Source organism: Providencia sp. PROV174, from assembly GCF_028480685.1.
In the GTDB taxonomy this organism is placed as follows: Bacteria; Pseudomonadota; Gammaproteobacteria; order Enterobacterales; family Enterobacteriaceae; genus Providencia; species Providencia rettgeri.
This window is the reverse complement of the sequence record NZ_JAMPOT010000010.1, coordinates 1-19,089: the sequence shown is the minus strand read 5'-3', so window position 1 is coordinate 19,089 and position 19,089 is coordinate 1. Positions and strand designations below refer to the sequence as shown.

General features: G+C 41.2%; 15 protein-coding genes. 8 read left to right on the top strand and 7 right to left on the bottom strand.

Annotated elements, in window-relative coordinates; translation table 11 throughout:
* The first annotated feature begins 252 nt into the window (after positions 1–252).
* The 4 genes from PSE60_RS10230 (at position 253) to PSE60_RS10215 (ending at position 4,405) form a co-directional block, all read left to right on the top strand.
* Complete coding sequence (locus PSE60_RS10230) at positions 253–1,599, top strand: purine-cytosine permease family protein (protein ID WP_004909397.1); 1,347 nt, start codon at positions 253–255, stop codon at positions 1,597–1,599.
* A 10-nt stretch (positions 1,600–1,609) separates the two neighbouring features.
* Positions 1,610–2,443, top strand: a complete 834-nt coding sequence (locus PSE60_RS10225) for a nitrilase-related carbon-nitrogen hydrolase (protein WP_272665346.1) — start codon at positions 1,610–1,612, stop codon at positions 2,441–2,443.
* On the top strand, positions 2,440–3,213 hold the full coding sequence (locus tag PSE60_RS10220) for an IclR family transcriptional regulator (protein ID WP_272665345.1): 774 nt from the start codon (positions 2,440–2,442) through the stop codon (positions 3,211–3,213). The genes PSE60_RS10225 and PSE60_RS10220 overlap by 4 nt, the downstream gene beginning before the upstream one ends.
* A gap of 244 nt (positions 3,214–3,457) precedes the next feature.
* Positions 3,458–4,405, top strand: a complete 948-nt coding sequence (locus tag PSE60_RS10215; RefSeq protein WP_272665344.1) for a DUF1177 domain-containing protein — start codon at positions 3,458–3,460, stop codon at positions 4,403–4,405.
* A 77-nt stretch (positions 4,406–4,482) separates the two neighbouring features.
* On the opposite strand, the gene cspD is transcribed toward PSE60_RS10215, so the two are convergent.
* A complete protein-coding gene (gene cspD / locus PSE60_RS10210) occupies positions 4,483–4,728 on the bottom strand; it encodes a cold shock domain-containing protein CspD (protein WP_272665343.1) in 246 nt (81 codons plus the stop codon).
* A 390-nt stretch (positions 4,729–5,118) separates the two neighbouring features.
* On the opposite strand from cspD, the gene clpS reads away from it, so the two are divergent.
* Both clpS and clpA read left to right on the top strand, forming a co-directional pair.
* Positions 5,119–5,439 carry an ATP-dependent Clp protease adapter ClpS gene (gene clpS / locus PSE60_RS10205; RefSeq protein ID WP_004256357.1) on the top strand — a complete coding sequence of 107 codons (321 nt, stop codon included), beginning with the start codon at positions 5,119–5,121 and terminating at the stop codon, positions 5,437–5,439.
* A 31-nt stretch (positions 5,440–5,470) separates the two neighbouring features.
* A complete protein-coding gene (gene clpA, locus PSE60_RS10200) occupies positions 5,471–7,753 on the top strand; it encodes an ATP-dependent Clp protease ATP-binding subunit ClpA (protein ID WP_210836810.1) in 2,283 nt (760 codons plus the stop codon).
* A gap of 60 nt (positions 7,754–7,813) precedes the next feature.
* On the opposite strand, the gene infA is transcribed toward clpA, so the two are convergent.
* From infA to trxB, 6 genes are all read right to left on the bottom strand, one after another.
* On the bottom strand, positions 7,814–8,032 hold the full coding sequence (gene infA, locus PSE60_RS10195; RefSeq protein WP_004244560.1) for a translation initiation factor IF-1: 219 nt from the start codon (positions 8,030–8,032) through the stop codon (positions 7,814–7,816).
* Positions 8,033–8,173: 141 nt separating this feature from the next.
* Positions 8,174–8,875 carry a leucyl/phenylalanyl-tRNA--protein transferase gene (gene aat, locus PSE60_RS10190; protein ID WP_210836811.1) on the bottom strand — a complete coding sequence of 234 codons (702 nt, stop codon included), beginning with the start codon at positions 8,873–8,875 and terminating at the stop codon, positions 8,174–8,176.
* A 7-nt stretch (positions 8,876–8,882) separates the two neighbouring features.
* Positions 8,883–10,625, bottom strand: coding sequence for a heme ABC transporter ATP-binding protein/permease CydC (cydC, locus tag PSE60_RS10185; RefSeq protein WP_272665342.1), 1,743 nt, complete (start codon positions 10,623–10,625; stop codon positions 8,883–8,885).
* A gap of 2 nt (positions 10,626–10,627) precedes the next feature.
* A complete protein-coding gene (cydD, locus tag PSE60_RS10180; RefSeq protein WP_272520076.1) occupies positions 10,628–12,394 on the bottom strand; it encodes a heme ABC transporter permease/ATP-binding protein CydD in 1,767 nt (588 codons plus the stop codon).
* A 414-nt stretch (positions 12,395–12,808) separates the two neighbouring features.
* Positions 12,809–14,488, bottom strand: a complete 1,680-nt coding sequence (locus PSE60_RS10175; protein ID WP_272665341.1) for a DUF7057 domain-containing protein — start codon at positions 14,486–14,488, stop codon at positions 12,809–12,811.
* Between the two features lie 182 nt (positions 14,489–14,670).
* The gene (gene trxB, locus PSE60_RS10170; protein WP_109911028.1) at positions 14,671–15,630 is read right to left on the bottom strand and encodes a thioredoxin-disulfide reductase; all 960 of its coding nucleotides are present in this window, start codon (positions 15,628–15,630) and stop codon (positions 14,671–14,673) included.
* Between the two features lie 535 nt (positions 15,631–16,165).
* On the opposite strand from trxB, the gene lrp reads away from it, so the two are divergent.
* Positions 16,166–16,660, top strand: coding sequence for a leucine-responsive transcriptional regulator Lrp (gene lrp, locus PSE60_RS10165; protein ID WP_004256338.1), 495 nt, complete (start codon positions 16,166–16,168; stop codon positions 16,658–16,660).
* Between the two features lie 423 nt (positions 16,661–17,083).
* A partial coding sequence (locus tag PSE60_RS10160) for a DNA translocase FtsK 4TM domain-containing protein (protein ID WP_272665340.1) occupies positions 17,084–19,089 on the top strand: 2,006 nt, incomplete at its 3' end.

The following is a 19,089-nucleotide window of genomic DNA, read 5'->3' as shown; positions in this document are numbered from 1 at the left end:
ATTCTGCTAATTAAATGTGTTATTTTTAACTTCTTCATTTCCTGATAATATTTTTTTCAATCTATATATTCCCTCGTTTCCCAAAATATTTCATAATAAAAAACTATCTGAAAAGATAAATTCTGCTTGCGAATTGGTATCGATCATGGATATCATTTGCCTTGTAGAATAAATGAAACCTAGTTCCATATAATGGAACTTATAATAAAGCCAGTAAAAAATAAGCAAAGACAACCACACAGCAGGTGCGATATGGCGAATAAAGCAGGTGAAGATTATTCTTTGGCTCGAGTACCCCAAAGTGCTCGTAGACCGTTCTATGAAGTGTTAATTCTACGAATTGGCGCACTAGCTTGTGTTTCACAAGTGATGTTAGGTGCAGCTCTTGGGTATGGGTTAACTTTTTGGCAGGCGTTTTGGGCAACAATGCTTGGCTCTGTAATTTTACAGGTTGTCAGCTGGGGGCTTGGAGCGGCTGCGTGCCGTGAAGGAATGTCAATCAGCCTACTGTCTCGGTGGGCGGGTTTTGGTAAGTTAGGCTCAGCTCTCATTGGTGGCGCGATTGCTATCTCCTTAATGGGCTGGTTTGGCGTCCAAAATGGTTTCTTTGCGGATGGAATGTATAAAGCGACTAATGTGCTAACACCAGGGACTTGGTCACTTATTACAGGTATTGCGGTGACGGTTATAACAGTATATGGGTACCGATTTTTATCTATTACTGCCAATATCTCAACGCCGCTATTTTTATTCGCGTTAGGTTGGGCGACATATAATTTATTATCAGGTCAAGATATTGGTACGCTTATCAATGACACTGAACCCGCCGGGCCATTAATGACTATGCCTGCGGCCATTACAATGGTTGCTGGTGGTTTTATTATTGCTGCAGTAACAACACCCGATATCAGTCGCTTTATGAAAGGGCCTAAAGATGTGTTTTGGATGACTCTCATCGGCACATTTTTTGGTGAACTATTGGTCAATATGATAGCAGTACTAATGGCATTATCATTACGTACAAGCCAAGTATTTGATTTAATGATGGCGCTGACTGGCCTATTAGGTGCATCGATTGTTATCTTCTCGACAATAAAAATGAATGATATCAATCTGTATTCGTCATCTTTAGGTTTTTCAACACTGCTAAATGCTATCTTCAATAAGCGTTTTGACCGCCGTTATTTAACGTGGGTGATTGGTATCTTTGGCACAATCGCTTCAATGTTAGGGATCTTAGATAACTTTATTGGTTTCTTAATTTACTTAGGAATAGCCATCCCGCCTGTCGCAGGGATTATGGTTGTTGACTATTATTTATTGAAGCGTGACCGTAAAGAATTAGATATCACTCGAGAGCAAGGCATATTACCACCAAGCTGTGAAGCATATAACCCTGTTACATTAGTTGTGTGGGTGATTGCTGTGGCTGTTGGATGGGGAACCTCGGAATTAGGTCCATTGCACGCTGACTATGGTATCCCTGCGCTTAACTCTTTGATTACTGGTGCAGTAGCCTATTGGATAGGCATGCGCTGGCAGGCGAAAGCGAAAGGTGTTGAAACGGTACACTTTCGCAAAGTCTCTCATTTAGATTAAGGATTAAACAATGTCAGGTACAAAAGTTAAAGTTGCTCTGGCTCAGTTTGATTCAGAACTTGGCAATAAAACCAATAACTTGCAACGTATGGCGCAGTTATGCCAACAAGCCGCAGATTCAGGGGCAAAATTGATTTGTTTCCCTGAATTGGCGACAACAGGTTACCGTGGTGACTTACTGACCACTAAGTTGTGGGATTTAAGCGATTCCATCGGAAGTGAAACCTATAGGCTATTTAGCGAGCTTGCTACTCGTCTAAATATCACTATTGTGAGCGGCTTTGTTGAGCGTGGTGAATATTTAGGTGATATCTATAACTCTGTCGGTGTTTGGAATCCGGGATGTGAAGGTATCAGTGGTGTTTTTCGTAAAGTTCATGCCTTTGGGCTTGAAAAACAGTGGTTTGGGCGCGGTGATAGTTTCCCGGTGTTTGAAACACCGATTGGTAAAATCGGTATCATGATTTGTTATGACATGGGCTTTCCCGAAGTCGCACGAATTTTAACATTACAAGGTGCCGAATTGTTATTAGCTCCTTCAGCTTGGTGTGTTCAAGACCGAGATGTCTGGGATATTAACAGTGCTTGTCGTGCATTAGAAAATGGAACTCATTTACTTGCAGTGAACCGTTGGGGTCATGAAGAAGATCTGCATTTATTTGGTGGTAGTAAGGTTTTAGGTCCTCGCGGCCAAGTACTTTGTGAAGCCAGCTGTGAAGGTGAGGCGCTATTAATTGGTGAGGTTGATTTTTTAAACCAAGCCCATACACGCTTAAAAGTGCCTTATCTAAGAGATAGAAAGCCACAAAGCTACGGTGTATTAACCCAAGGTTTAGGGTCATGAGTATTTTATCTAGCGTTGTTGACGTTTACCAATTGTTCCTGCGTTCTGGAAATGAGCTGACTGTGACAACGTTGGTTAATGAATTAGGCATGCCTAAAAGTTCGGCCTCCCGCCTTTTAAAGCAAATGGCAGAGCTTGGGTTGTTAGAAAAGAAAAACAATGCACCGATATATCGGCCAGGTTTGCTGATTATGGAATTAGCGCATCGAGCTAGGGGAATGAATCCGTTAATCGATATGATGCTTGAAGCGCTTGATGAACTTGCGAAAGATAGCGGTTTTACCAGCTATGTGTCAGCACTTGACGATGATATGGTTCGCGTCGTTCATGCACGCTTTGGCAATAGCATGTTGCAAGTGATTACTCAACCGGGGACACGCTTACCCATACTGGGAACGTCAACGGGGCGTGCATTATTAGCAAGGTTACCGCTAAATGAGCGGTCAAAAATTATTGACCGTGAACCCAAAGAAGAGCGCGGTAAATTAGTTGAGCGTTTGGACATAGTGGCTGAGCGCGGCTGGGAATTTTCGATGGATGAATCCGTTGCTGGAGTCGCTTCCATATCTAGCACGGTGTTCGACCCAGCGCAAAATACGTTATATGCCTTGTGTTTAAGTTTGCCTGCAACGCAAATGAATGATGAGGTTATGGCGCTGTTATCCAAAAGTCTTTGCCATAAAGCCGCTTATCTTGGTTGTATGGTGGGTGACCCGTATTGGTTGCAAAAAAGCATGAATAAGTCATTGGTTGCAAAAAAGCATGAATAAGTCATGAACTTATTTCGTGTCATAAAAGCAAACAGTAGTAAGAAGTAGGCAGTAGAAGTAATCAGTAAATTATAAATATTTATATTGTTATTATTTTAAGTGCGTGAATACGCCTTCATCAGGAAAAATGGAACCTCAATTATATGAGGCTCCATCTAGAGCGAAATGAGGTTAACTCGTTATTTTATGCGAGTTAACCTCAAAGTAGTTCTTCACTCCCATAAAAAAAATTAAAGGAAGTACAATGAGTCTAAAACAAACTCTTTGCGTATATGAGCTAATCGATTGCGCTAGTGTTAAAGGTGAAGACATTGTTGCATTGTTCCAAGATTTCCCACACATTGAAGTCATATCTAAAACGGTTAAGGATAATAAAGGGCAAAGCGATTTTGTTCGTATCCTTATTCCTGGAATACAAGGTAAATCACACCATAAAGACGCGCCAACGCTGGGGATCATTGGGCGTTTAGGTGGGATAGGTGCTAGGCCTTCTCGCATTGGTGTCGTGTCTGATGCAGATGGTGCGATTGCCGCACTTGCAGCAGCACTTAAACTGGCACAAATGTATGAAAAGGGTGATCGGTTACTCGGCGATGTCGTGATCACAACACATATTTGCCCCAATGCGCCAACACGTCCGCATACACCTGTTGATTTCATGGATTCCCCCCTTGAAGATGATACGATGAATCAACATGAAGCGATCCCAGAAGCGGATGCTATTTTGTCTGTAGATACCACAAAGGGAAATCGTTTACTCAATCATAAAGGGTATGCGTTGTCTCCAACGGTAAAAAATGGTTATATTTTACCTGTATCAGAGGATTTAATCCGTTTGATGGAGTGGAGCAGTGGCCAAAAAGCGGTGACATTCCCGTTGTCCATTCAAGACATCACGCCATATGGTAATGGCCTACATCATATCAACAGTATATTACAACCTGCAGTATCTACATCTGCGCCAGTGGTTGGTGTCGCTATTTGCTCAGAAACGGTGGTGCCTGGTTGCTCTACAGGGGCTAGCCATGAGGTCGACATTGCAGCGACAGTGAAATTTATGATAGAAGTGGCTAAAGCATTCACAGGAAAGCAATGTGCGTTTTATGATGTTGAACAGTATGATTTATTAACGTCATTATATGGTGATATGTCGCACCTGCAAACCGCAGGCAATGGTGCGGTAAAGAAGTGATTAATTGATAAATAGTCACAGTTAATTATTAGTGTTGTCAGTGTTACTAAAATAATTAACTGTGCTCTATTGCTGAGCTATTGATTTAATTCGGTAATATTGTCTGGGCCATCCTCAATGTTAATAGGAACAATGAGGTTTGCATGATTACCTTTTGGGCCAATAGTCACACTAAATTGAACTTTCTGGCCAGCTTTTAGTGTCCTGTAACCGTCCATTTGAATACAGGAATAATGAGCAAAAATATCTTCTCCGCCATCAGCCGGGCAAATAAAACCAAAGCCTTTTGCGTTATTGAACCACTTAACGATACCCGTCTCCATATTTCATCCTTCAGATTTACCAATATTTGCGTTTAAAGCAATGTATAAAAAACACACAAAATAAGTATAAGTACGATGTCATTTGTTCGTAAAATATACTGTAATAAATTGCCTTCTAAGGTCAAGAGGCGAGGTACAGGAATTAGTGGAAAGTGTTAAGAATTCGCTAATCAATAGCGCTCATTTTCTATAATATTTGATGTGGCTCACAGATTGCTAACCATGGAAGCAAAGGTGATTCCCATGGTACACTGTGACTTGAAGCAATATAGACAAAAACAGCATGGTTACGAAATGGTATAGTTTTGTGGTGTTATCAATATGATTGATAGAAATCGTTGATAATAAAGACTATGCTTAAATTGAAGTTAAACACTGAGCAAGAAAGTAATGAGTGATTTTCTGGGCACATTTAAAACTGACGTCATTTTTAAAGATGAAATAGAACAAACCTTACAGCCACCTTCGATGTATAAGGTGCTATTAAATAATGACGATTACACTCCGATGGATTTTGTTGTCGAAGTGTTACAAAAATACTTTTCTTTTGATGAAGAACGCGCTACACAGATAATGTTAGATGTCCATATTCAAGGAAAGGGCGTTTGTGGAATTTTTACTGCAGAGGTTGCTGAAACAAAAGCGGCACAAGTCAATACTTTTGCTCGTGAACATGAGTACCCTTTGCTTTGCACTATAGAGAAAGTCTAATTTGGCTTAATATCAATTTTGGGAGGTGCTTATGCTCAATCAAGAACTGGAGCTTAGTTTAAACGTAGCTTTTACGAAAGCGAAAGACAGCCGCCATGAGTTTATGACTGTAGAGCACCTATTGCTAGCGCTACTGAGTAATATCTCTGCTCGCGAAGCTTTAGATGCTTGTAAGGTTGATCTTGTTGCATTACGTCAAGAACTTGAACACTTCATCGCGCAAACGACACCTTTGTTACCCGAAAATGATAGCAGAGACACCCAGCCTACGTTGAGTTTTCAGCGTGTATTACAGCGCGCCGTTTTTCATGTGCAATCATCTGGGCGTAACGAAGTTAGCGGCGCAAACGTATTAGTCGCAATTTTTAGTGAGCAAGAATCCCAAGCTGCGTACTTATTACGTAAACATGATGTTAGCCGTTTAGATGTGGTTAATTATATATCTCATGGCACGATAAAAGGCGAAGAGGCGTCATCAGAACAAGATATCCCCTCTAGTAGCATGCAAAATGAAGAGCAGCCGGTCTCAGAAGACCATATGGACAACTTTACGACCAACTTGAACCAGCAGGCCAAGAAAGGGAATATCGACCCTCTAGTTGGACGTCAGGCTGAATTAGAGCGTACTATTCAAGTACTGTGCCGCCGTCGTAAAAATAACCCATTATTAGTTGGCGAGTCAGGTGTCGGTAAAACCGCGATTGCCGAAGGGCTGGCGTGGCGTATTGAGCAAGATGATGTTCCTGACGTAATGAAAGGTTGCACAATTTATTCATTAGATATTGGCTCATTACTGGCGGGAACCAAATACCGTGGTGACTTTGAGAAACGCTTCAAAGCATTATTAAAAATGCTGGAAAAAGATCCGAAGAGTATTTTATTTATTGATGAAATACACACTATCATCGGTGCAGGGGCGGCCTCTGGTGGGCAAGTTGACGCTGCAAATTTAATTAAACCGTTGCTATCCAGTGGCCGAATTCGTGTTATTGGTTCTACAACATACCAAGAATTTGGCAGTATTTTTGAGAAAGACAGAGCTTTGGCGCGTCGTTTCCAGAAAATTGATATTGTGGAACCAACTCCAGAAGAAACAATTCGCATCATCAATGGGTTAAAACCTAAATATGAAGCGCATCATGATGTTCGGTATACCGCAAAAGCGATTCAAGCCGCAGTAGACTTATCCATTAAATATATCACTGATAGACATTTGCCTGATAAAGCCATTGACGTGATCGATGAAGCTGGTGCACGAACGCGATTGGTTGCACCAAGTAAGCGTAAAAAAACTATTGGTGTACCCGAAATTGAAACTGTTGTGGCGCGTATCGCTCGTATTCCTGAAAAAACTGTTTCTTCAAGTGATAAAGACAAACTCAAGACACTCGACTCTCGTTTGAAAATGTTAGTGTTTGGGCAAGACAAAGCGATAGATTCATTGTCTGAGGCAATTAAAATGAATCGGGCAGGTTTAGGGTTAGAAAATAAACCGGTGGGTTCTTTCTTGTTTGCAGGTCCGACGGGGGTGGGTAAAACGGAGGTCACTGTTCAGTTAGCCAAAGCGCTGGATATTAAATTATTACGTTTTGATATGTCCGAGTATATGGAGCGTCATACTGTTAGTCGTTTAATTGGTGCTCCTCCTGGCTATGTCGGCTTTGACCAAGGTGGTTTACTGACAGATGCTGTTATCAAGCATCCACATTCAGTGGTGTTGTTAGATGAGATCGAAAAAGCCCATCCTGATGTGTTTAATATCCTCTTACAGGTAATGGACCACGGTACTTTAACGGATAACAACGGCCGTAAAGCAGATTTTCGAAATGTTGTTGTGGTAATGACAACTAACGCAGGGGTGCAAGAAACTCAGCGTCGTTCTATTGGTTTTGCTGAGCAAGATAATAGTACTGATGCGATGTCTGAAATCAAAAAGACATTCTCACCAGAGTTTCGCAACCGCCTTGATGGTATCATTTGGTTTAACTCATTAACTCCGGAAATTATTACGCAAGTTGTTGATAAGTTTATTGTAGAATTACAAGTTCAACTTGATGAAAAAGGCGTATCAATTGAAGTTAGCGCCGCGGCTCGCCGTTGGTTATGTGAAAAAGGTTATGATAAAGCGATGGGTGCCCGACCTATGGCTCGCACCATTCAGGATAACCTGAAAAAACCATTAGCAAACGAGTTGCTATTTGGTTCACTAACGAATGGTGGCTCTGTAAGTATCGGGCTTGATGAAAAAAGTAACACACTGACATACAGCTTCAGTAGCGTGCACAAGGCCTCTCCGGAGGATGCGGTATTCTGACGAATAGACCACAGGTGTATCAATGCACCTGTGGTTGTCAGGCCTTGCCTGAAGCGAATATCAACGGCTACGGAAAATGATTCGGCCTTTGCTCAGGTCATAAGGTGTTAACTCTACAGTTACCTTGTCGCCTGTCAGGATGCGGATATAGTTTTTACGCATTTTTCCAGAAATATGAGCAGTCACCACGTGACCGTTTTCCAGTTCAACACGGAACATTGTGTTTGGCAGGGTATCTAAAACTGTGCCCTGCATTTCAATATTGTCTTCTTTGGCCATCTAATCCTCTAAGTTTAATAACCGTGATTTTTAACGGGCAAGATAATGCCCAAAAACCCGCACTAAGTAAAGAAGTGTCGCATTTTAACGCGATCTTTATTTTTAAGTGAAGGAATAAAATTAATGTAAAACCAAAATTCATTAATCGAAAATTGGCGGTATTTCAATCGATTGCGGTATCCAGCAGGCGGGGTCAATCGCTTTGTCACGCCACCGATAAAGAATATGTAAAAAATCCCTACGGGATATCTCTTTTGCGCCGATTGAGGCGGTATGGTGGTTAAGTACCTGACAATCAAAAAGTTGCCCATTATAGCGCAAAAAATGAAAATAGAATGTAATAAAAGCAAATTTGGATGCATCATTCATTCTACTGAACATAGATTCCCCACAAAATAGGTGCCCCATGTTCACACCATACAGGCCTCCAACGAGTTTATCGTCATACCAAGCTTCGATGGAATGCGCCATACCTGCTTGGTGTAATGCCAAATACCCCGCTTGAACTTCCGGTAAAATCCATGTGCCTTCTTGGCGTACAGAACAAGCTTCAATAACTTGCTTGAATGCATGGTTTACAGTAATGCGATAAGTCTGCTTTTTTAATACTTTTTTCATTGACCGGCTAATATGAAGCTCACCAACCATGAGTACTGCTCTCGGGTCCGGAGACCACCATAAAGGCATCTCTCCTGGATTGAACCAAGGAAAGATACCATCATAATAAGCGGCTTGCAGCCTTTTTGATGAAAGATCTCCGCCAATCGCTAATAAACCATTGGGCTCCCGCATGGCTTCAGACACGGGAGGGAATAAATAGGAGTCGTCATCTAATTGATACATATACGCCTCAGAGCGGTTGCTGTGCCCAGTGGCGCTGGCGGAACTGATAATACTGGCCTTGCATGCCTAACAACGCTTGATGGGTACCTTGTTCGATGATTTTACCATTATCCATCACACAAATGTTATCCATTTCCTCTAAGCCCTGCATGCGGTGAGTAATGACAATTAATGTTTTATCAGCACATTTTTCTTTGAGTAGCGCTAAAATCTGTTGTTCTGTCTGCGCATCAAGCCCTTCCGTTGGCTCATCCATTAGAATTAATGGGGTATTATGTAATAAAGCACGGGCAATGCCTAAGCGGCGCTGTTCCCCACCAGAAAGCTGTCGACCGCCTTCACCCATCCATGCATTAAGCTTTAATTCGTTTTCTAATAAATTTCCCAAGCCAACTTGTTGTAATACTTCACTTAATTCGATATCAGTCGCTTGTTCATTGGCGAGTAATAGATTATTGCGTAATGTATCACTAAAGACATGAACTCGTTGTGGCACAACAGACATCATATTGCGTAACGATTTTTCGCTAAATTCGTTAATAGGCGTGCCATTTAAGTAGATGGTTCCGCTATCAACATCCCAAGCTCGAGTTAATAATTGAAGGAGTGTTGATTTACCGCAGCCAGTTTTACCTAATAAAGCAAGGTGTTGGCCTTTATTTAACGTTAAAGATACATTGTGAAGAACGGCAAATGGTTGTTCTGGATAGGTAAATGAAATATTGTCGACAGTCAGGCATTCCAATGTTGCGATTGAAGGGCTTTCACTCGGGAAAGTTACCTCCGGTTTTGCGGTCATTAATTGGGAAACGCGAGTAGCAGACGCAATCACTTGCCCCATATGTTGGAAGGCTACCGCTACAGGGCCTAATGCTTCGAAAGCAGCCAGCGCACAGAAAACAAACAAAGCAATCAGAGCACCCGGCTTGGTATCCCCCCCGACATGGTCGGCTGCCATCCAAAGAAGTAGTGTAGCAGTCACACCAGAGGCAAATAAAATAATGGCTTGAGATAGCCCGGTAAGTGCTGCTTGCTGTTGTTGACGTATTTGCCATTTATTTTCAATATTAAGCAAATTTTGGCGAAAACGGTCAGTGGCGCCAAACAATGTTAGCTCAGCTTGCCCTTGCAGTGCAGAGGTTAAAATAGTGCGATAACTTCCACGTAATTCGGTTAGTTCACGGCCGATAGGTTTACCAGCACGATAAAATATAAATGGCATGGTAAACAGTAAGAACAACATGATGCCACCCAGAGTCCATGCAAGACGAGGGTCGAGGTAACTTAAACCAAAAATAAGGACAAAGGTAACAAAAAACGCAGTAATGATCGGCGATAAAACGCGTAAATAGAGGTGATCTAGGGTCTCTACGTCGGCGACGAGGCGATTGAGTAATTCCCCCTGACGGAAACGGCTGATACCGCCCGGTGAAAGGGGTAATACTTTACTAAAAGCGAAAACTCGCAAATGAGCAAGTACTTTAAAGGTGGCATCGTGACTAACTAGGCGTTCTCCATAGCGGCCAGCGGTACGAAAAATAGCGGCGCCACGGACGCCCGCAGCGGGTAACATGTAATTAAAATAGTAAAGACCCGGAAAACCAGCAATTGCGGTTCCGGCTAAAAACCAACCGGAAAGGGTAAGTAAGCCAATACTCGCCAGTAAGGTCACAATCGCTAAGATGATACCTAATGTAATTAAAAACCAATGGCGGCGGTAAAGAGCTAAGAAAGGTAATAAAATTTTCATTATCAAAGCTCCTCACTACGATGGGCAAGTAATTGGGCAAAAGCGCCTTCTGATTGACTTAATTGTGTGTAATTACCTTGCTGAATGATTTGCCCATTAGCCATTACCCAAATTTGGTCATAATCAAGGGTTTCTTCCAGCAAATGGGTGACTAAAAGGGTTGTTTGCTGACTTGATAGCTGGTTAAGTGTTTGCATGACACGTTGCTCACTGTGGGAGTCTAAGCTCGCAGCGGGCTCATCTAGAAGTAGCATACGAGAAGGTTTCAACAGGGTTCGTGCAACGGCAACACGTTGAGCTTGTCCGACCGAAAGGCGGGCGGCATAGTCACCTAATTTGGTATTTAGACCGTCAGGCAAATGGGCTAAGAACTCGGAAACATATGCATTATCAATAGCCTGTTGAATTTCTGCCTCTGTAGCATTTGGCTTGCCTAAACAGATGTTTTCAACCAGTGTTTGCTCTGGAAGGTGAGGGTTTTGCCCAACCCAACCAAGTAATTCACGCCATTTATCAGGGCATAATTCACGAAGTTCAACACCATTGACGGTGATGGAGCCACGATAAGGTAAAAAGCCTAACAATAAATTGAGTAATGAGCTTTTCCCTGCGCCACTTTGACCAACAATCGCAATACGCTGTTGTGGTTCAATATTGAAATCTAATGGCCCAGCAAGGCGCACGCCATCATGGGATAAAATTTCTAATTGTTTAGCCTGAATATAGATAGCATCATCGCTCAGTGTTTGGGTTCCTTGTTGAGTGTTTTGTTCTCCATCACTGTTTAACAATGTTTCGAGTGTTTCAGCGGCACCAACAGCTTGTGCTTTGGCGTGGTAGTATGTGCCAAGATCTCGTAGTGGTTGGAAAAACTCTGGAGACAGTATCAGGGCAAGAAAACCGGCAAATAGTGTGACAGGTAGACCGTAGCTACCAAAGTTCATTTCACCTAGGTAAGAAAAACCAAAATAGACGGCAACAACAGCAATAGAAATCGATGCAAAAAACTCAAGTACACCAGAAGATAGAAATGCCATTCTTAGTACTTCCATCGTTCTAGAACGAAAATCCTCTGTTGATTCGCGAATTTGCTTAATTTCTGCTTTTTCACGAAAAAATAACCGCAAGGTATCAAGGCCTCGTAATCTATCGAGAAAACTACCGCTTAAACGGCCTAATGCAATAAAATTACGGCGGTTAGCATCCGCAGCGCCTAACCCGACTAATGCCATAAAAATAGGAATTAGCGGGGCAGTGACGAATAAAATAAGTGCAGCAGCCCAGTTAAATGGGAAAATAGCAATCAGGATCATAATGGGGATGATCCCCGCTAAATACATTTGTGGAAGATAGCGTGAATAGTAGTCTTGCATGTCTTCAATTTGTTCAAGAATAATCGTAGCCCAGCTACCCGCTGGCTTACCTTTAACCCAAACAGGGCCGAGTTCTTGGAGTTTATCGAGTACCATGGTGCGTATTTCTTGGCGCACCACTTGGCCACAACGAAAGCCAACACGTTCTCGTATATAGGTGACAATTGCACGTAAGACGAAAACGCAAATCAGAAGAATAAAGGGAGTTAATAGCTGTTCTCGAGGAACGTTATCCATAATCAATGCTTGTAAGATAACAGCTAAGAACCAGGCTTGAGCAATAATCAGTAATCCGCTCAAAATACCTAGTAACATAGAGATCCGCAACCAGCGCTTGGCAGGGGCACTGTGTTGTTTTAACCAACGTACCAATTCAGTCTGTCTTGATTTATCCATAATGATTTAGTTAGCAGGTGTAGTTTTAATGTCATTGAGTATAGTTAGGAAATACCAACCTAACGTTGCTTTTACCATGCGCTATATTGCAGCTGGACTATTTTATACCGCATGAGAACGATAATTTTTTGATCTGGTAACGCAATTGGTGGTTATAAGGAAATCTGCGTTTTTGATCTTACCCATAAATTCGGGTACTAGGGTACATCATAACAGTTTCACCACGATATGTTACATAATAAAAGTGGGTTATTTACGGTGAGTTGTGTTTTGTTATTAAATTGTTTTGTAAAGGTAAATTTAATATTTCAGTAAGGTTTGGAATGTAATAATCTTGAGATGTTACTGTATTTTTACGTAATGAAAAGGTGACTTAACAAAGAAATGTTAAGCCACCTGCATTTTTAATTAGTATTAAGAAGTGGGGTCTATCATTAACCATTCTTTGGGTTTTAGTTTAAAGTTTCCTTTTAATAAATTATCCCAAGCCTGATCTTTTTCTTGCATGCTATTAAATGTGCGAGTTTGCGTATCCATTAACTCCCAGGTCTGTTCCGTTTGTTGCCATATATTGCAATCAATACTCGAACTACTTGGGTAGGAATAGCACATAACTACATCATTTTGGTTGTTTTGGTTTACATCGGCCATAAAGCCCACACATGGGTATGGGTCATATTGTGAAGTGCAATACCACGCACTGCTAACATTTTCTCCGAGATCGAACCAGCTGTCTGGTATTGTGGGGCTATTTTGAGCCTGAATTAATACTGATTTCAGTGGTTTGCGCTGTTCTTCTTCATAAGGGCTAGTTTGGAATAGTTTTTGATATTCAGGGTTGTTATTGAGTTGCTCAAAAGCCTGTTGCCCTTTTTCACCTAATTGTTTTAAGTCATAAGCTAGCGAGCTATTGACTTTAATTTTGCCATTTTCAACGCCAGCAAGAATACTGTTTAGTGTGATACGTTTAAAATCAGCAATAGGGCTGTTAGTGACCAATATAATGGCAATTAGAGACAAGACCCCCGCTTTATTGATAAACCCTAAATAGGACATCCAAGCTGATCTTTTATAAATAATGGCAATGCTGTAAGCAAAAACCAATACAAATAGGAATAAGGCAATAGTAAATGCATACAGGCGTTCAACACTCCAACTATACTGGTTAACTCGAACCAAAATGCCATAGAGAGAAAGCACTGAAAATGCATTGAGTAGAATAATGCTAATTAAGACAAAACCATTTAAACCTGTACGGTATTGATATTGGCTCGTGCCATCGCCATACACAAAATTGATAAAAATGAGATTTAAAATTAAAAACCATAGCATCACGGCGGAGCCTAATTCCGAGTAGCTTAAACCTGAAAAGTAGGAAACAACAAAACCACCTAAGAAAATAACGGCAACTATATTTAAGAGAGGTAAGAAAAAACGAGCAATAAAGCTAGCAAAATTACTGAGCTGTACATTTAGTGTTGCCCGTAAAAAAACTAAACTTACATTGAAGCCAAGTGCAAAGCTCACCCAGTAGATAACGTCGTTATCAAGAGCCTCACTCAAAAAATTAAGGTTAACAATATCAAATAGGAAACTGGCTATTTTTATGATTAAAGTTAGCAACCCACCGATAGCAGCAGCTAGAACACCTAAAAAGGTATTTTTAATATATAGCCCCATTAAGCAACCGTAATCGATTTTCCATGTTCTTGTTGCTTGCCACAGTTGCATCCAAGGAAGCATAAAAAAGAACAGGACGGTTAGGGTGATAAAGGCGAAGAATGGGTCTGTATCTGCAGGATTTTTAAAGTCTTGGGCATGCCAGTAATTGAGCCAGAAAATTAACCCAATAATAACGACGATGTTGAGATAAAAAATACCGGATTTTGCATTGGTAATTAGGTAACTTATTGCTGAAGGAACAAAAATAGCGAGCAAAATAGGCAGATATAGAGTGGTCGCGCTTAATTGGCTTTCTATACGGATGGCGTAATCAGTGGTGGCAGTGATGACGATGCCTTGCATCACGGCAAGTATGACAATAATAAAATAAGAATAACCGCGAATGGCATCACGTTCTAACTGTTGCCCCATACCTACACCCTATATTCGTAAATGTTATGTAAAAACAGTATAGGGAGTATTCGAGAAGTACAATATAAACTTGCTCTTAAAAATATATGTAAAACCAATAGTTAAGATGGATAATATCAGTAACAAAAAAGGCTTCAATTGAATAAACATTGAAGCCTATTTAAATCACAATAATTTATTGATTATTTAGATGCTAAGCCATCAAGATAACGCTCTGCATCTAAGGCTGCCATACAGCCTGTGCCCGCAGAGGTAATGGCTTGACGGTAGATGTGGTCCATGACATCACCGGCAGCGAACACACCTTCAACAGAGGTTTGGGTTGCATTGCCTTGGGTGCCTGATTGCACTTTAATATAACCGTTGTCTAAATCGAGTTGGCCTTCAAAAATGCCTGTATTTGGACTGTGGCCGATAGCAATAAATGCACCCATAACAGGGATATCTTCTGTTGCGTGTGTTTTAGTACACTCTAAGCGTACACCCGTTACTCCCATGTCATCACCTAAGACTTCATTTAATGTACGGTCGGTATGCAGGATAATATTACCGTTCTCAACTTTATCCATTAAACGGTTAATAAGGATTTTTTCCGCGCGGAAGCTATCACGGCGATGAATTAAATGGACTTCTGATGCAATATTAGAAAGGTACAACGCTTCTTCTACTGCAGTGTTTCCACCACCAACGACAGCCACTTTTTGATTGCGATAGAAGAAACCATCACAGGTTGCACAAGCTGAAACGCCACGGCCTTTGAACGCTTCTTCTGAAGGCAGACCGATATAACGCGCGGAAGCGCCTGTCGCAATAATTAAAGCGTCACAGGTATATTCATTTTCATCGCCAATTAAACGGAAAGGGCGTTGTTTTAAGTCCACTTTTTGGATATGGTCAGAAATGATTTCAGTATCAAATTTTGACGCGTGCTCATGCATGCGTTCCATAAGCCCTGGACCGGTTAAACCTTCTGGGTCACCAGGCCAGTTTTCAACTTCAGTTGTGGTGGTCAATTGACCGCCTTTTTCCACCCCAGTAATCAATGCTGGGTTTAAGTTTGCACGTGCAGCATAGACAGCCGCAGTATAGCCTGCTGGGCCAGAACCAAGAATGATTAACTTGCGATGTGTTGTTGTGCTCATGAATTCCTCTTTAATCTAAAAAGCATTTATCAGATTGTAGGAGAAATAAGAGGCTAACAAAAGTGGTTTAAGTGCGACTTAGTTTCATTTGGCTTATTTCATCAATAGGTAAAACCGACAAAATGTAAAAAAATGTGACAAAAAGTTGCTTGTGTCACGCATCACAATTTTTAGGAATTATCTTGAATTAAGGCTGCGAAACGTTTTACTGGAAAAAAAAGCGAAATCTTGTACTGATTTTTATTCATTTGCTTTGACAATCGGCTGCGCATTTGCGAAAACATCAGTGTAAGAGTTAATTATCTAGCGGATCAATGGAAATGGCGCATTTTTGTTCTCACTGGAAAATTAACTTTACACTACTTACAAATTTAAAATACAAGTAAAAATTGTGGGTGATAATTACATTCACACTAACTTCAGCATTACGAATAAAATTTGCTCCTGAACACGAATTCCTAAATAAAAAAGGTGGCGGCTAAGGTGCTTATTTTTAGATGTAGAAAATAACAATTAGAGAAAGAGAGATAAAGAGATGATTGACAATAAAAAGCGTCCAGGCAAAGACCTTGACCGTATCGACAGGAATATATTAAACGAGTTACAAAAAGACGGGCGAATTTCTAACGTAGAATTATCTAAACGAGTTGGTTTATCCCCAACACCTTGTTTAGAGCGTGTGCGTCGTCTTGAGAGACAAGGATTTATCTCTGGCTATACGGCGTTATTAAACCCACACTACTTAGATGCATCTTTACTCGTGTTTGTTGAAATTACACTCAACCGCGGTGCAGCTGATGTGTTTGAGCAATTCAATACTGCAGTTCAAAAACTGGAAGAAATTCAGGAATGCCACTTGGTTTCTGGTGACTTTGACTACCTGTTGAAAACGCGTGTGCCAGATATGTCCGCATATCGTAAACTGTTAGGTGAAACTCTGTTACGTTTACCAGGCGTGAACGACACTCGCACCTATGTAGTTATGGAAGAAGTTAAACAAAGCAACCGCTTAGTGATCAAAACTCGCTAATCATAGCTTTTTAACCTCGCTTCAGCACAGCATTTCAGCTTTGTTGCCGCACTGCAGTTTCAACGCTGAGTTTACTCAGCGTTGTTCCGTTTTCTCACCTCATTTGCAGCTAGATAAAAACGTAATATCTCTCCTTTAAAAGGCATTGTCTGACCGTAATCCAAGTCTTTCTGTGTTATTTTGCAAAGATTACTTAGCAATTGATAAATTTTATTTCCAATTTATTGATTCTAAAGCTATAAATATTTAGGACTTTTGATGAGAAATAGAAATTGAATCGTCATACATTAGATGGAATACTGCATCTTAGCGTTTTCATAATGTCCTGATTTACCTTAGATGTTGTAAAGCAGGCAGAGTCAGGCGTTTAATGGTAGAATAAACCTAGGTTAGTCAAGAACATCAGTTAGCAAAGAAACAATAATGAGCCAAGAATATACAGAAGATAAACACATCAAATTTAAAAAACTAAGTAGCGGAAGACGGCTATTAGAGGTTATTTTGCTCGCAATATGCTTGAGCGCACTCTTCTTAATGGTGGCTTTATTGAGCTTCAGCCCTTCAGATCCAAGCTGGTCACAGACAACTTGGAATGCCCCAGTGAAAAATTTAGGGGGGAGTGTTGGTTCATGGAGCGCTGATATCCTTTTCTCTGCTTTTGGTATTCTTGCATTTGCTATTCCTCCCTTATTACTTCTAGGGTGCTGGGCGATTTTCCAATACGAAAGTCAGCGCCGATATATTGACTTTTTCTCTTTATCATTAAGATTAATTGGTGGTTTAGCACTTATTTTATCCTCTTGTGGGCTCGCGGCTCTCAATTTTGATGACTTACCTAACTTCGCCTCTGGTGGTGTGATTGGCAGTGTATTTAGCAGTGCAATTATGCCGTGGTTCAATTCATTAGGTGCTACGTTAGCATTGCTATTTTTATGGGCAATAAGCTTTACCCTGTTTACTGGGTGGTCATGGCTTACAATAGCAGAAAAAATTGGTGCGGCTGTGCTTCTCCCAATTACGTTGCTGACAAATCGAGCTAGGGGAGATGATTTAGATAACTATGATTATGACGTTGAAGAGACTGAAGGGGCTTTACAGCGTGCGCAAGAAGCTGAGCACAGGGCTAATGACGATCTAGAAAATATTGATGCGGATGATATTTTATTTTCTGCTCCCACAGTGGCTGAATTAGTCACTGAAATCGTTCCAACAACAGAAAAAACGACGAATGAAACGATTACTGCGACAGAAAACTCAATCCCATTAGCGAATCAAAGCGTATCTGAGCAAGTTCCAGTACCGACCTTCTCGGCAGTGGATGAGCCGAGCACTTATCATTTTGAAGTACCTGAAGATTACCAGCCTAAGCTGGGTGCTGGTTTTGATATAACATCTGATACCGTTAATGAGCCGTTAGTTCAAGCGTCGCCATATGTTGCACCAGAAGAACAGCTGTTTAGTGTTCAACATCATCAACAAACAGAACCACAGAAACAAGGTAATACCGCTTACCAAGAGTATTCAGATAAACAAAAAACGCCTGTTCAGCAAGCTGCTTTTGAACCACAAACTCACTCAGCTCCACCACTTGACGCTGCAAATATAACGCAAAGTGTTATTCCTTCATCAGTCATTGAAAGGGGCTCTAACCCTGCGGCATTAGCAGCTGCGGGTATTTCAGTGGCTGCGCTGGAACGTCATGCTCAGGTTAAACAAAATATGGAACCAGAGCTTCCACGGCCAAACCCTGTTCGCTTACCGACTCGTCGTGAGTTATATGGTATTCGCATTCCATCGTTACGTGATGCAGAACTACAACGGCGTGAAGAAGAAGCCTCTAAGCGTGAGCAGATATATCAGCAGTGGTCTGCGAGTGAGTCTGAGCAACTTGAAACTGATGATGAAGCACAACAAGGTGAATTACTACGAGCGCAGTTTTTAGAGCAGCAACGTGAACGTTATGGTGAAGTTGATGAAACGGATTATGAAGCTCCGTTGAATAACGTACATTCAGATGAGGAACCATTGCAAGATGAGCCAATAACAGAAAGCAAAATCAGCTCATTTACACAGCCAGAAATTGAACACCGTTGGGCGTCGGCTTCGCAATTGTCTAATAATACACATACAATTCCAGAGCCTGAGGAGATTACGCCAATCGTGGATAATGGCTATCAACCTCAGTTCACGCAAGAGTATTCTCCGCAAGTACAAGAGGACTTTGAACCTAGGATTGATTTAAGAAAAGAGTTTTCTGTACTGGATAGTTTTACCCCTATTGATGACTTGGTTGATAACGAGCCGGCTGACCCATTATTTATGCCGTCATTTAGTGCGTCTTCTGTTCCACCTGCGGCTTCGCAAAATAATATTGATAATATTGCTAAAGGGCTTGGCAACCCACAATCGGTAACACAAACTTTTGCACA

Excerpts from the sequence above, each read along its gene's own strand:
- infA (WP_004244560.1), bottom strand. The coding sequence starts at position 8,032 with ATGGCCAAAGAAGACAATATTGAAATGCAGGGCACAGTTTTAGATACC.
- trxB (WP_109911028.1), bottom strand. The coding sequence starts at position 15,630 with ATGAGCACAACAACACATCGCAAGTTAATCATTCTTGGTTCTGGCCCA.
- PSE60_RS10225 (WP_272665346.1), top strand. The coding sequence starts at position 1,610 with ATGTCAGGTACAAAAGTTAAAGTTGCTCTGGCTCAGTTTGATTCAGAA.
- clpA (WP_210836810.1), top strand. The coding sequence starts at position 5,471 with ATGCTCAATCAAGAACTGGAGCTTAGTTTAAACGTAGCTTTTACGAAA.
- PSE60_RS10220 (WP_272665345.1), top strand. The coding sequence starts at position 2,440 with ATGAGTATTTTATCTAGCGTTGTTGACGTTTACCAATTGTTCCTGCGT.
- lrp (WP_004256338.1), top strand. The coding sequence starts at position 16,166 with ATGATTGACAATAAAAAGCGTCCAGGCAAAGACCTTGACCGTATCGAC.
- cydD (WP_272520076.1), bottom strand. The coding sequence starts at position 12,394 with ATGGATAAATCAAGACAGACTGAATTGGTACGTTGGTTAAAACAACAC.
- PSE60_RS10175 (WP_272665341.1), bottom strand. The coding sequence starts at position 14,488 with ATGGGGCAACAGTTAGAACGTGATGCCATTCGCGGTTATTCTTATTTT.
- cydC (WP_272665342.1), bottom strand. The coding sequence starts at position 10,625 with ATGAAAATTTTATTACCTTTCTTAGCTCTTTACCGCCGCCATTGGTTT.
- cspD (WP_272665343.1), bottom strand. The coding sequence starts at position 4,728 with ATGGAGACGGGTATCGTTAAGTGGTTCAATAACGCAAAAGGCTTTGGT.
- PSE60_RS10215 (WP_272665344.1), top strand. The coding sequence starts at position 3,458 with ATGAGTCTAAAACAAACTCTTTGCGTATATGAGCTAATCGATTGCGCT.
- clpS (WP_004256357.1), top strand. The coding sequence starts at position 5,119 with ATGAGTGATTTTCTGGGCACATTTAAAACTGACGTCATTTTTAAAGAT.
- PSE60_RS10230 (WP_004909397.1), top strand. The coding sequence starts at position 253 with ATGGCGAATAAAGCAGGTGAAGATTATTCTTTGGCTCGAGTACCCCAA.
- aat (WP_210836811.1), bottom strand. The coding sequence starts at position 8,875 with ATGTATCAATTAGATGACGACTCCTATTTATTCCCTCCCGTGTCTGAA.